10 protein-coding genes and 1 pseudogene are annotated in these 13,769 nt (G+C 44.7%); 4 read left to right on the top strand and 7 right to left on the bottom strand.

Annotated elements, in window-relative coordinates; translation table 11 throughout:
• Positions 1–385: 385 nt before the first annotated feature.
• Positions 386–1,891, bottom strand: a complete 1,506-nt coding sequence (locus K7R10_RS13675; RefSeq protein WP_224485292.1) for a GH3 auxin-responsive promoter family protein — start codon at positions 1,889–1,891, stop codon at positions 386–388.
• A 2-nt stretch (positions 1,892–1,893) separates the two neighbouring features.
• Entirely contained in the window at positions 1,894–2,763 is an 870-nt protein-coding gene (locus tag K7R10_RS13670) for a M23 family metallopeptidase (protein WP_224485291.1), read from the bottom strand.
• Positions 2,764–2,881: 118 nt separating this feature from the next.
• Here K7R10_RS13670 and K7R10_RS13665 point away from each other — a divergent pair, with 118 nt between their 5' ends.
• A complete protein-coding gene (locus tag K7R10_RS13665) occupies positions 2,882–3,073 on the top strand; it encodes a Sec-independent protein translocase subunit TatA/TatB (protein WP_304621898.1) in 192 nt (63 codons plus the stop codon).
• Positions 3,074–3,931: 858 nt separating this feature from the next.
• Here K7R10_RS13665 and K7R10_RS13660 read toward each other — a convergent pair.
• The 3 genes from K7R10_RS13660 to K7R10_RS13650 all read right to left on the bottom strand — a co-directional run bounded on the left by K7R10_RS13660 (position 3,932) and on the right by K7R10_RS13650 (position 7,853).
• Positions 3,932–4,933, bottom strand: coding sequence for a DUF4837 family protein (locus K7R10_RS13660; protein ID WP_224485290.1), 1,002 nt, complete (start codon positions 4,931–4,933; stop codon positions 3,932–3,934).
• Positions 4,934–4,948: 15 nt separating this feature from the next.
• Positions 4,949–6,529 carry a LysM peptidoglycan-binding domain-containing protein gene (locus K7R10_RS13655; protein WP_224485289.1) on the bottom strand — a complete coding sequence of 527 codons (1,581 nt, stop codon included), beginning with the start codon at positions 6,527–6,529 and terminating at the stop codon, positions 4,949–4,951.
• Positions 6,530–6,662: 133 nt separating this feature from the next.
• The gene (locus K7R10_RS13650) at positions 6,663–7,853 is read right to left on the bottom strand and encodes a phosphoglycerate kinase (protein WP_224485288.1); all 1,191 of its coding nucleotides are present in this window, start codon (positions 7,851–7,853) and stop codon (positions 6,663–6,665) included.
• A 125-nt stretch (positions 7,854–7,978) separates the two neighbouring features.
• Between K7R10_RS13650 and K7R10_RS13645 the strand changes: the two genes are divergently transcribed.
• Positions 7,979–9,133 (top strand): DNA polymerase III subunit, encoded by a 1,155-nt coding sequence (locus K7R10_RS13645; RefSeq protein WP_224485287.1) that lies wholly within the window; start codon positions 7,979–7,981, stop codon positions 9,131–9,133.
• Positions 9,134–10,028: 895 nt separating this feature from the next.
• Here the strand turns inward: K7R10_RS13645 and K7R10_RS13640 are convergent.
• Both K7R10_RS13640 and K7R10_RS13635 read right to left on the bottom strand, forming a co-directional pair.
• Entirely contained in the window at positions 10,029–10,745 is a 717-nt protein-coding gene (locus tag K7R10_RS13640) for an ABC transporter ATP-binding protein (RefSeq protein WP_224485286.1), read from the bottom strand.
• Positions 10,746–10,750: 5 nt separating this feature from the next.
• Entirely contained in the window at positions 10,751–12,223 is a 1,473-nt protein-coding gene (locus K7R10_RS13635) for a DUF5687 family protein (RefSeq protein ID WP_224485285.1), read from the bottom strand.
• 91 nt (positions 12,224–12,314) lie between these two features.
• Between K7R10_RS13635 and K7R10_RS13630 the strand changes: the two genes are divergently transcribed.
• Together K7R10_RS13630 and K7R10_RS13625 are read left to right on the top strand one after the other, a co-directional pair.
• On the top strand, positions 12,315–13,364 hold the full coding sequence (locus K7R10_RS13630) for a ferredoxin--NADP reductase (protein WP_224485284.1): 1,050 nt from the start codon (positions 12,315–12,317) through the stop codon (positions 13,362–13,364).
• A 173-nt stretch (positions 13,365–13,537) separates the two neighbouring features.
• Positions 13,538–13,769: pseudogene (locus K7R10_RS13625) on the top strand (IS256 family transposase); the annotation flags it as partial.

Raw genomic sequence — 13,769 nt, 5'->3', positions numbered from 1 at the left:
ACCATATTTAACCTCTGGAATTTACTCACCAAACTCACTGATCACTGATAGCGGATCACTTAACGCCGATAGCCTTTATGAATTGCTGAATTCGCCAGAAAAACTTCATTTTACCCGACTCCCGTCGATTTCAAACAGATCCTTCGCTACGCTCTGGATGAGGTTAAAATGATCAACGGGTTAATTTGGGAGGTACTTGCCGGGGTTCTTCTTTTAAGTGAGTCATCCCGAGCAGAGCGAGGGATCTGCCGGTCGGTTGAAAAAGGAATTAGTTATTGGTTTTTTTAGCTGAGACCAACGTTTTACTTTTAGCTTCTAACTCACCAAACTCACCAAACTCACCAAACTCACCAAACTCACCAAACTCACCGGTCACCGATAGCCCTTAGCCCTTAGCCGCTAACTCATGCAACGCATCCGCGACACTGCGGTCATTGGCAAGTCGCTGCACTTTGTTCTGGCCGCCCAGTTTTCCCTTGCTTTTCATGTAGTCTCTGAATGCTCCTTCGGGCAGAGAGGTGATCTTCAGGGGTTGCAATACCTTTCCCTCGATGAGGTCCAGGTAATAGCTGTTCTGCTGTTGCATGGAAGCATCCAGTGTACGGGCGAAGGCATCAAAGTTTTCGGGTTCCTTTCCGAATTCGATCAACCATTCGTGATAGGGCAGTGCATCATTTTCAGGTTCTACCTGAGGGGCAACAGTGAATTCATTTACCTCACCCCCGTGCTGATCCAGGGCGGTTTTCATGGCCTGTTCCACTTCTTTGGCGATCACATGTTCTCCGAAGGCAGAGATAAAGTGCTTGATCCTTCCGCTCACCACCACACGATAAGGATCGAGGCTGGTAAAACGAACGGTATCTCCGAGGTTATAACCCCACAGACCGGCATTAGTGGAAATGATCATTACATAATCCACATCCTTTTCCACCTCTCCGATGGTAAGTCTCCTGGGATTTTCTTCAAAAAATTGATCAGCCCTTATAAACTCATAGAAGATTCCTGCATTCAGAAGCAGTAACATACCTTCTTCCTTTTGGGAGTCCTGGTATGCAAAAAAGCCTTCACTTGCCGGAAAGAGCTCGATACTGTCGACCTTTCTACCGATCAGCGATTCGAATTTCTTACGGTAAGGTTCGAAGTTGACTCCTCCATAGATGAAGAGTTCAAAGTTTGGAAAAACCTCCTTTACTTTTTTTCCTGTTCTTGCCTGGATACGCTCGAAATACATCTGTACCCAGGAAGGAATACCGCTGATCACGGTCATATTCTCAGGTAGCGTTTCGTCTATTATGGCCTCTACTTTTGTTTCCCAGTCTTCGATACAGTTGGTTTCCCAGCTGGGCATGCGGTTCTTTTGCAGGTATCCGGGTACATAATGCGCCACGATACCTGACAGGCGACCGAGTTTCACCCCGTTCTTTTCATCCAGTTCCGGGCTGCCCTGTAAAAAGATCATCTTTCCGTTTACAAAATCAGCCTTGCCGGTTTCATGTATGTAACTGAGAATGGCATTTCTGGCAGCCTCGATATGGTAGGGCATGGAAGCTTTGGTTATCGGGATATATTTCGCTCCTGAAGTGGTTCCTGAAGTTTTGGCGAAGTACACGGGTTTCCCGGGCCACAAAACATCCTGCTCTCCGTTCACGACCTTTTCCACCCACGGCTTCAGCTCTTCGTAATCCCTTACCGGAACCTGCTTCGCGAAATCCTTATAATCGTTTATACGGTCAAAATCGTGGTCCTGACCAAAGCGGGTATTACGGGCCTTTTCTATAAGTTCCCGAAAGACTTTTTCCTGGGTGACTACCGGGTTTTTCGCCCAGCTCTGAGTTTTTTGATGTATGTATTTGGCAAATAATTTTGCTGCGATTGATTTTATTGAGGTCATGTTTATTCGAAATCTATGTAATCGGTTGGGTCAACAGGATATCCTTCACTCCACAGTTCGAAATGCAGATGCGGACCGGTAGTCAGTTCTCCGGTGTTACCGATAATTGCAATTACTTCTCCTGATTTGACGAGGTCACCCTGTGATTTTGATAAGGCAGAGTTGTGTTTATAGACAGAAAGCAGTCCATAACCATGGTCTACGATACAGACATATCCGGTTTCTGCTGTCCATTCGGCAAAGATCACGGTTCCGTCTGCCACCGATTTCACCGGGGTTTCAGCCGGGGCTATGATATCTACCGCAAAATGTTTCTCTTTGACATTGTACCCCTGATTAATGGTCCCGTTCAGGGGAGGGAATAAGACGAAATCTGAGCGGGACGATGCCGTCTCAAAAAGGTTGTATTTATCTTCCAGCGCCACTTTGGCTCTCAGGAGGGAATCCTGGCGGTTGGGAAAAATATTGTACTCGATGGTATCTGTGCGGAAGGTCGAAAAAAGGGAATCTTTATTCACTTCCACGGTATTGATCTCACCTTTTAAAACCTGTTGAATGCGATTGAAATAGACCTCGTTTGAAGCCAGTTCATACTCCAGTGAATCGACCTTGAAAGTGAGTTCTGTTGCGGTTCTCTTTAGTTGTGCCGACGAATAACCCGGAATATATTCACGAAGGGGGGTAAGAGCGATGAGTAAGGTGGTCAGTGAAATAAGGAAAACCGTGAACAGGGTTCCTAAAACGAACACGTTCAGCCGGTTGAGTTTAAACGACAGTCGCTCCTCAAAAGTGTCTTCATTCAGAACCACAAGCCTGTATTTATGAAGGAGCTTTTTCTTTAATTGTTTTCGCTTCTGTTCTTTTTTTGCCATCGTTTCGCAAATATAGCCAATACAGCCCTATCTTTGCAGCGCTGTAACCTTAATTTATAAGCTTTTAACGGTTGCATAAGACTATAATTATTACCTTTGTCTTTTAAAATTAGATAATATGACCCTTACAAGTATTTTTTTAGGAATGGTCGGGCCGTGGCAGATCGCCATTATCGTCGTGTTGATATTACTGCTCTTCGGCGGTAAGAAGATCCCTGAACTTATGAGAGGATTGGGAAGCGGTATCAAGGAATTTAAAGATGCCACCAAGGAAGACGATGCCAAAATCGACGAGAGTAAAAAGGACTGATCACGTATCAGAAACGATATATAAAAAAGCCTCCGCTTAGCGGAGGCTTTTTTGTTGATGATGTTTTTTTTGTGAAGGGGTAAAGGGTTATTTGATAATAGGAATCATAAAATTTCTAACAATATTTTCCAAGCTCACTGATTGCCGTTCGCCGTTCTCACACGGATCACACCCGTAAGTCCACTTCGACAGCCCCGATACTTCGGGGCAGTGTGACAAGGGCGCTTTGTTGTGGTGATTTCTAGAGAGTAGAGAATGGAGAATAGAGAGTAGGGGGTAAGTATCCTCTAAGATATAGGGTCTGATTTGGAAACTTCTAACCTCTAACCTAATACCTTACCTCAACCACGAAACTCACCAAACTCCCTGAAAGGTCCTTGACCGTTCACTGTTAGCCGTTAGCAGTTAGCGGGTGAAACGCATCCAGTAAATCCACTTCGACAGCCCCGATACTTCGGGGCAGTGTGACAAGGGTGGCTTTGTTGTGGTGTTTTTTGAGAGTAGAGAATGAAGGTAAGTATCCTTTTAAGGTATAGGGTTCGATTTGGGAACTTTTAGCTTTTAACTTCTAACCTAATACCTCACCTAAATCACGAAACTCACCAAACTCCCTGAAAGATCTTTGACCGTTCACTGCGTAACCGTTCACCGTTCTCACGCGGAACGCATCCCGCATCCCCTCATAAACAAGCAGATCCTTCGCTGCGCTCTGGATGACGTTAAAGTTAGTGATTGGAGATTAGCGATCAGTTATTAGAAAAAACATGCACTTTTAGCTTTTAACATTCCAACCAATCAAAATGATTCCTTCTGATCACTGTTAGCCGATAGCCGATAGCTTTAAATTCGCCTAACCGCCTACTCAGCTACTACCTGCTTATCTTCCTCAGTATAGTCTATAAATCGAAGTGTTTTCAATACTGCTTCCAGTTCGAACATATAGTCTCTCTTTTCTGTTGAAGGTGCAAAGGTGAAACCTTCGATCACCAGCAGTCGGTCATTCTTTTCGTCTTCAACAATATAGTTGATAAACGGTCCGGCCATAAAGAAGTTTTTCACCTCCCACATACCTTTGGTCTCAATGGCTTTATGTCCTGCTATTTCGGCGTCATAGACATAAGGAGCGTATGCCTTTTCTGTGATCATATACATGCCTTCTTCGCGGCCGGGAACATATTTTTCGCCTATCGAATCGCGCATTTCGATGATCGCCTGGATGCGGGTTGAATCATTGGGGATAGATTCCATCGGCATCTCATAAACGAGTATGTTCATTTCTCCCTTTTGAATAAGGCGCTTGATCCAGATAAAATTATCATCTTTCTTCACCACTTTATAGATAGACGGCATAGTCAGGCTGATACCAAAATCCTGCTCGAGGTCTTTTTCTTTATTGAGAGATCGATGGAAGCGACGCTGCGTCTCAGCGATTTCCTGCTCTTTGAAGGTCTCTATGATCTGGTTTGCGTTATTCTTTACCTTGTTGATCAGTTCTTCCCTGGTGGGAGCCTTCAGGATCGCAACCTTTTGTGGCTTGGCAAATAGATTGGTTTTTATTCCTGCCGTTTCAGAAGTGTCTTTGGCTATGATCAGAACGTTCCGGCTGTTTCGTGTGAAGTCGGTAAAAACTTCAGGAGGCATCTGATTGATGGTGAATAAGGGTTCATCCCAGGGCAGGCCATGCACCGGGGCTGCAAAATATTCACGTATGGTATCACCCACGGCACCTTCCCACATTTCATTCTCAATGATCACAGACAGACTGTTGATGGCTCCTACAGAGTCAGGCTTGACCTGTTTGCTCTCTTCGCACGAATACAATAGACCGATCGAAAACAGGAGAATAATAATACGTTTCATAAAAATCTTGTTGGTTTAACACTTACAAAGCTTCAGCTTTGTTCCTGGTTTTAAATTATCACTGCGAATATCGTTCCAATCTTTAATATTTTCGATAGAAATTCCGGGATGCCTGTTGGCGATCTTCCAGAGTGAGTCTCCCCTTTGTACGGTATACTCCTTAGCTGAACTGCTTACGCTGGCTTCAGCACTGGTGTTTTTTTTCTGCGGAAGCACAGGCTTTCTGGGGTAGATGGTCAGGCGTTGTCCTGCCCTGATATTGTTGCTTCTTAGTCCGTTCCAGCGCTTAATGTCGCTGATGCGTACCCCGAATTTATCGGCGATCCTGCCCAGGTAATCTCCGCTTACCACTCTGTATCGTATGCGGGAATCTGTCTTTAATAACTCCGGTAGGGGTTTTTCCCGTTTTTTCATCTCTTCCTCCACAAAGGCATAGATCTCCTTCTCGTTGTTGACGAACCTGCCTATATGGTGTTTCGGAAGCCGGAGGGTGTATTTTTCCTTTTCGTCGTAGGGAATAATATCCAGTTTGTAGGCCGGATTGAAGAATTGTATTTCTTCTACTTCCACATCAAGCAGTTCAGAAATCTGGTCGAATGTGATGAGCTTTTTCACCTGAACGGTATCTGTCTCCAGCATGGAAGTTCTGGGGTTGTAGGTGTCAAAACCATGCTCTTCTGCGTATTCAAACAGGTACATCACCGCAAGGAAAGCCGGCACGTAACCTGCTGTTTCCCTCGGAAGGAAAGGCCTGATGTTCCAATAGTTTTCATAACCGCCGCTGCGCCTGATCGCTTTGGAAACATTGCCGGGGCCTGAGTTATAAGCAGCCAGGGCCAGGTCCCAGTCACCGAACATGGTATAAAGACGTCCGAGGAATTCACAGGCGGCCTCGGTAGATTTCACCGGATCGCTTCGCTCATCCACGTAACTGCTCACGTCCAGATCGTACATCTTTCCGGTAGTGAACATGAACTGCCATAACCCTGTGGCACCAACCCTTGATCTTGCTCTCGGATTCAGGGCAGATTCAACGATCGCCAGGTATTTGATCTCTAATGGAATGTTGTGTTTATCGAGTTGTTCCTCGAAAAGGGGGAAATAATACTTGCTCAGGGTCATCACCCGGTTGAGGTAATTCTTCCTTTTGGTGAGGAACATCTTGATCACACTCTCAAGAGAAGGATTATAGCTGATATGAAATGGCGTTTTCTGATCGAGCAACTCCAGGCGTTTCTTAAGCGTATCAGTATGGAGTTCGGCATATTCAACATCATCGAATTTCATTTCGCTGATATCGGTATAGAGCGTATCGAAAAGTCCGGAACCATAGATCTCCTGTAACCACAGGCTGTCCATTTTGCGGGCAAGCGGATTGTCTTCCAGCAGGTATTTACCATTCACTTTTCTGATCAGGAGTGAATCGGCCATGGCTGCAACCGAATCAACTGCATTTTGTATGATCTCTGTGTTTTTGTCTGAGTCGGCCTCAACAATTTCTTTCGGTTCAGCTTCTCCGATCACAGTTTCTTTCTTTTGTTGTGCAAAAGAATTCAGGGTTATAAGTGCGATCGTTATCAGAAGTCCTTTTTTCATGTAGAATGACGGGGTTTGATTAAAAATGGGGTCAAAAATCGAATAAAATTACCTAAAAATACATTTTAAAATGTTAAAACAGAAACCCTTATACGCAGGTATAAGGGCTTCAGTAGTATATGTTGAAAAAGTATTATTTCTGAATGGCTGCGATTCCCGGAAGGTCTTTTCCTTCCAGGCTTTCCAGCATAGCTCCACCACCTGTTGAGACATAGCTCACCTTATCTTTGAAGCCGAATTTCTTAACCGCGGCCACAGAATCACCCCCACCTACAAGTGAGAATGCTCCTTTTTTGGTGGCCTCCGCCACATATTCACCGACGGCAATAGTTCCCTTGGCAAAATTCTCCATTTCGAAAACACCTACGGGTCCGTTCCAAAGAATAGTTTTGGAATTCAGGATCACCTCGCCGAAATTCTCAAGGGCTTTGGGTCCGGCGTCCAGTCCTTGCCAGCCTTCAGGGATGGCATCGATCGGACAGATCTGGGTATTGGCATCGTTGCTGAAATCATCGGCAGCGATCACATCACCGGGCAGGTGAACGGTTACATTTTTTGCTCTTGCTTTATCGAGTATTTCAAGGGCCAGATCGAGCTTGTCATCTTCATGTATCGAATCACCAACGCGGCCTCCTTTAGCCTTTACAAAGGTATAGGCCATTCCCCCTCCGATAATAAGGTGGTCAATGGCATCGAGTATGTTTTCAATGATGGTGATCTTTGAAGATACTTTTGCACCTCCCAGGATAGCGGTTACGGGCTTTTCCCCTGAATCCATGACCTTTTTGATCGCTTCGATCTCTTTGGCCAGCAGGTATCCGAAACATTTGTTCTCAGGGAAGAACTCAGCCACTATGGTGGTTGAGGCGTGTGCCCTGTGTGCTGTTCCGAAGGCATCGTTCACATAGACGTCTCCAAGGCGGGATAGTTTTTCGGCAAATTCCCGATCTCCTTTTTCCTCTCCGGCATAAAACCTCAGATTCTCCAGCAACAATACCTCGCCCGGCTTCAGGTTGGCAGCAGCTTCTTCAGCCTTGGGTCCCACGGCCTCTTCTACGAACTTGACCTGAACACCGATGATTTCCGAAGCTTTGTTTACAATATGTTGGAGTGACATCGCATCATTTCGCATGCCCTTGGGTCTTCCAAGGTGACTCATCAGGATGGCACTGCCCCCGTCTTCCAGTACTTTGATGATGGTTGGTTTCGCCGCCTGAATCCGGTTGGAATCGGTGACCTGGAAGTTTTCATCAAGCGGCACATTGAAGTCAACCCGTATCAGGGCTTTTTTATCAGAGAAATTGAAATCGTCAATTGTTTTCATAGGTTATTTTTAATGAGAAACAAAGTTAACCATTTAATCGCTTCTTTGAAATATGCTTTATTTCTCATCAGGAAGTTGTAGAAGGCTCCAAATAATTCTATTTTTCGGCCTGAAAACCGGTTTTTATGCTATTTCGTTCTATTGTCGGACAGGCTCACCTGAAACGTCATCTGGTCAGGAGTGCAGATAACAACAGAATTCCTCACGCCCAACTATTCGTCGGGCCTGAAGGGAGTGGCACCCTGCCGATGGCTATTGCCTATGCGCGCTATATTCTTTGCCGTAATACCGGGGGAGAGAATGATACAGGTAACGAGAGCTGTAATGCGAAAGTTGAACACTTTAATCACCCTGACCTGCATTTTTCATTTCCTGTGAATGGAACTGCTGAGGTTAAAAGCGAACATGCCTATAGTCAGAAATTCATGAGCCAGTGGCGGGAATTCCTCAGGGAACAGCCTTATGGAAATCTGTTTGACTGGTTGCAAAAACTGGGTATAGAGAATAAGCAAGGACTCATGGGGGTGAACGAAGCGGCTCATCTTTCAAAGGCCTTATCTCTTAAATCATATGAAGGAGGGCGAAAGGTGCTTATCATGTGGATGGCAGAAAAGATGAATGACGCCTGCAGTAATAAGTTGTTAAAGCTCATAGAGGAGCCACCCAAAGACACAGTCATCATTTTGATCGCAGAAGATGAAGACCAGCTCCTGCAGACCATTACCTCCCGATGCCAGATTCTTCATTTTCCGCCTCTGGCGGAAGCCGATATTATAAAGGCCCTGGAACAATGGGATCTTGATCCGAATACGGCTCAAAAGATCGCCCACCAGGCTCACGGGAATTTCAATAAGGCCATAGACCTGGTCAATAACGACTCTGAAGATCTGGTTTTCGAACGTTGGTTCGTTTTTTGGGTCCGATCGGCTTTTAAAGCCAAAGGAAACAAAAAGGCCATCAATGACCTGTTGAGCTGGAGCGAGGAGATCGCGCGTACAGGGAGAGAGACCCAAAAGCAATTCCTACAGTATTGCATAGAGGTGTTCCGTCAGGCCCTTATGGTCAATTACCAGGCTCAGGAATTAGCCTATACCGAGTTTTCACAGGAAGATTTTCGTCTTGAAAAATTCGCTCCTTTTGTGCACGGGAATAATATTCTGGAGATCAACCGCGAACTGGAAGAGGCAATTTATCACATTGAACGCAACGGAAACGGGAAGGTCATACTCGGCGACCTTGCCATCAAACTCACGCGCTTACTGCATGCGCGAAAGGAATAGACAGTTACCTTCAAAAAATCGGTGATTCGTTGCATGAATATCGGTTGTTGTCAACAGTATTTAGCTTTCTGGTTTGCCAATTTCTGAATTGGAGTATAGAGGTCTTGTATCAATAGGAGAGTGAATGAGTGTGAATGCTTTTTGTATGTAGTCGTGCGATTAAACACGTTTAATACCATGTATTCACTTTATGATTTATCAAGTGTTTAATGGCTTAAATAGTCTTTAAATATTATAAAAACAGGCTTTTGTTAGAAATATATTACAAGAAATATATAAATTAATTCCAATTGAGACCGTCGCTGTATTTTGCCTCTCTGACAGAAAAAAATCCCATGGCATAATGATTTCTGTTACTGCTTAAACAGTATTTGCGGGACGAATAACGGGGGAGTGGAGAATAGAGAATAGAGAATAGAGAGTAGGGAATAGGAGGAAAAAGAACCTCATAACTATTGATGCTATTCCTGGCAAGTCTCATTAGGGGATTAGGTCGAATTTGGAACACTTCTAGCTTTTAACTTCTAGCCTCTAACCTCTAACCTGATAACTCACCAAACTCACTGATAGCCGTTAGCCGTTAGCCAGAACAACACATTCGGCAATTCTCATCCCGTAAGTCCACTTCGATGCCCCCAATACTTCGGAGTAGTGCGCCTAGGATCGAACTGTTGTGATGCTTTTTTAGAGAGTAGAGAATGGAGAGTGGAGAATAGGAGGATTAAAAACTACAAAATCATCCATTTTTTCCAGGTAAGTATTATCAGGGTATTAGGTAGAATTTGGAACACTTCTGGCTTTTAACTTCTAGCCTCTAACCTCTAACTCGATAACTCACCAAACTCACAGAAAAGCCATTGACCGTTCACCGATAGCCGTTCTCCTTATTAACTCCTCACGCCTCAACATTCAGGATCTCTCCCGAAAAGAAGGTCTCCAGCTCACGTAAGGTCTGCGGATTCGTCTTGATATCTTTCACGATCTCTCCTTTTTCCAGCACTACGATTCGTTCGCATACTTCAGTGACATGCATCAGGTCATGACTGGAGATAAGTACCGTCGTCTCTCTTTCTTCCTGCAGGGTCTTAAGAATTTTCTTCAGTCGTATTTGGGTGGTGGGGTCCAGGTTGGCGAAGGGCTCGTCGAGTATGATCACTTCGGGAGACCCGATAAGGGTTGCCACGATTCCCACCTTTTTTTGATTTCCCTTAGACAGGTCACGAAGATATTTTTTAACGCCCAGAATTTCGCCATTGAAGAAGTCTTCAAATCCTGACAGCAGCCGGTCAACATCGGCCTTGTTCTGGTTGCGTAACTCCCCGATAAAATAGAAATATTCCTCCGGGGTAAGGTACCCGATAAGAAAACTTTCATCGATAAAGGCGCTGGTGAACGATTTCCATGATTCGCTGCTTTGAACAGGTACATCGTTGTTGAGTACTTGCCCGGTTGTGGGTTGTATCAGGTCTAATAACAGGCTGAAAAGCGTCGTTTTTCCGGCACCATTATTACCGACCAATCCGAAACTTTGACCTTTAGGGATCTCAAGTGATGAGATATCCAGAACTTTCTTTTGTTTATATGACTTTGACAGTCCTTTAATTTCTATCATCTCCTTTAGTTTTTTTGTTTGTAAGCGTGAAGGGTTTTGTATTTTTCTGTTTTGTAGACCCTGGTAATGATATCAAATACTTTTTCTTTAAAGACGAAGCCCAACACTCCCGCCAGGGCAACAAAAATATACCCGAGGTCAGGTCCCTGTGTATAGTGGCCTGCCGCATATAACCCCAAAGGTAATAACAGTTTTGGAAGGGTCAGCAGCAGGGTTTTGGCATTAAAGGCCTGTTTGTCGCCAAATGCTTTTTTGTTGGAGGTCAGGTCGATCGGAGTTTTGACGTAGGCTCCTCCCCATAAAACGATATGTGCATTCACCCCTATGTTGTAAATCGCAGAAACCACAATGGCCAGGTATACCTCTAGACCCCAGTACAGGTAAAAGCTGGCGATAACGGTGGTCAGGATGGTAGCGATAACTATAAGCCACCACTTGGAGTTGAGGTAATCCCTGTAGCGAATGTTCTGACTCATCATCAGGGGGTAATAAGAGCTGTCCCAGCTCGGCACGAATTGTCCGAAGCTGAACAAAAACCCTCCGGTTACGAAAAGGCCGGCAAAGATACGCCAAACGGGTCCTTCGTAAACCTCGATTCCTCCGGTAAAAAACAGCAAGCCGTAGAAAATAAAAGCAAGGCTCATCAATACAGTAGTACGTGAACGTTTGTTACGCTTGATCAGCTTGATATCATTCTTAAGAAAAACCGACAGGCTCCCGAACCGATCAAGCCAGCTGAGGTCTTCAGAATGCACCTCTTTTTGTTTGGCAGATAGACCTGCATCGAGATACAGTCTCGCTTTAAAATACCGGAAAGCTATCACATATAGTGACAGACAGATCAAAGCAGGAATGATCAACCACAGCGGCTGTTCGTATACCGCCATAAAAGCGGGTGCCGTATAGACTGAAATGTCAACAATACCGTAAAATGTCAATAACCCAAGAGCTGCAACGATCAGTAATACCGTGTAAAAAATGGCATCGACATCATTCAGAAAAACATTGATGAAGTTATTTGCATAGATCAGAAAAGCCACCATGGCCAGCCATGCCAGAGCTTGTACGGGCGGATAGCCCTCCACCAGCAGAACGATGGTGAACGGGATAAAGAAAAAGGCATGAATGATGTTAAAGAACGAAAGAACGGTTTTCCATAAACTGAAGTGTACGATCCTGCTTTTAGAAAAAGGCAAGGGAAGAAGTGGTTTGATATTCACCACGGGCATTTTTTGCAGCAGGTAACGCATCACCAGGTCTGCGACCAGGTAGAAAATCAGGATCTCATTGATAACCTCGAGCGGATTGCGTTGCAACTGGTCTTCAATGATGTGATAGGAGGCAGCCCCCATTATCGAAAAAACCGCTATAAAATAAAGTGCTGCAAACCCCATGAGGATCTTAAAAACCAGGTTCTTATTGAAAGAAGCAGACCGGATAAAAGATTTCCATTGGAGGGTAAGGAACAGTTTAAGCATGTTGTTGATGATTTATCGCATTAGTGTTTAAAATGATTCATTTGTTACAAAAACATGCATTGTTTCTTATTTTTGCCTAAAAAATCGACATATGCCTGAGTTTTTCCCATTAGAGATCGGTGTTGTAGAAAACATAACCCCCAATTCAGTAAGTCTCACATTTAAGATACCCGAAGATAAAAAGGAAGCCTTTCGCTTTAAGCCGGGACAATATATCACCCTGAAAACCAATATAAACGGCGCTGAGGTAAGGCGCTCATACAGTATCTGTTCGGCTGCTGATGATCCGGGAATTACGGTAGGGGTAAAGAAAGTGGCTGACGGAACCTTCTCGGTCTATGCGAACGAAGAGCTCAGTGCGGGTTCTGAAATAGAGGTTCATCCACCTGAAGGGAGATTTACCTTTGATGCCGCTAATGACCCGGGTAACACGGTGGTGGCCTTTGCAGCCGGAAGTGGTATCACACCCGTGATGAGTATCATGAAAGCCGTTCTTAAAGACACCGACCGTGACTTTATTCTGGTTTATGGTAATAAGACGCTGGAAGAGACCATGTTCTATAAAGACATCATGTCTCTGAAAGAGCGTTATGGCAACAGGCTGGAAATACAGTTCCTTTATAGTCGTACCCAGGAGAACGATGCCATCTTTGGCCGTATCGAGCGCTCAACGGTGAACTATATTCTGAAAAATAAGCTGGATAGCGCCGGTGATGCGGTGTTTTATCTTTGCGGACCCGAAGGAATGATCAACAATGTTTCTGAAACCCTGAAGGAAAAGGGGGTTGCTTCAGACAGGATCAAATTCGAACTGTTCAGCAGTGACGATTCCGGAGAGGCTCCGTCAGATGTTCCTGAGGGGAAAACCCAGGTGAAGGTGACGGTCGACGACGAAGAGTTTACCCTTCTTATGGATCGTAAGAAGCGGGTGCTTGATGCCGTTCTTGATAACGATATCGATGCGCCGTATTCCTGCCAGGGCGGAATCTGCAGCAGTTGTATCGCCCGGGTTAAAAAGGGGAAGGCTGAAATGGTCAAGAATCAAATACTTACCGACAGCGAAGTGCAGGAGGGACTGATCCTTACCTGTCAGTCGCATCCTCTTAGCTCAGAGCTGGAGATCGATTATGATGATGTGTAGTTTTTGAGAATAGAGAATAGGGAATAGAGAGTAGGGAATGGAGAGTGGAGAATAGAGAGTAGGAGGGCAACTAACTTCATACTTATCCGATTTATTACAGGTTAGAGTCATTAGTGTATTGGGTGAGACTGTTCAAAAAAGTGTGTCATAGGTATTAATTAAAACAATAACTTATGTACACGATGTCAAACAAGAAAACAACCCCAAAAAGTGAGTTGGAGCAACTCTTCGAGGATGCTTTGGATCAGCTCAAAAAGACCAAGAAGCTTGAAGGAGCCGATGGTGCTTTCACTCCGCTTTTAAAAAAACTTCTGGAAGCCTCTATGGAAGGAGAGTTGGATGCTCACCTGAAAGAGAGTCGCCCTAACCGCCGTAACGGCAAAGGAGGTAAGAAGGTCAAAACCA

Source organism: Robertkochia aurantiaca (assembly GCF_020166495.1).
In the GTDB taxonomy this organism is placed as follows: Bacteria; Bacteroidota; Bacteroidia; order Flavobacteriales; family Flavobacteriaceae; genus Robertkochia; species Robertkochia aurantiaca.
The sequence above is the reverse complement of the archived record's forward strand: the minus strand, read 5'-3'. Positions and strand labels throughout refer to the sequence as shown.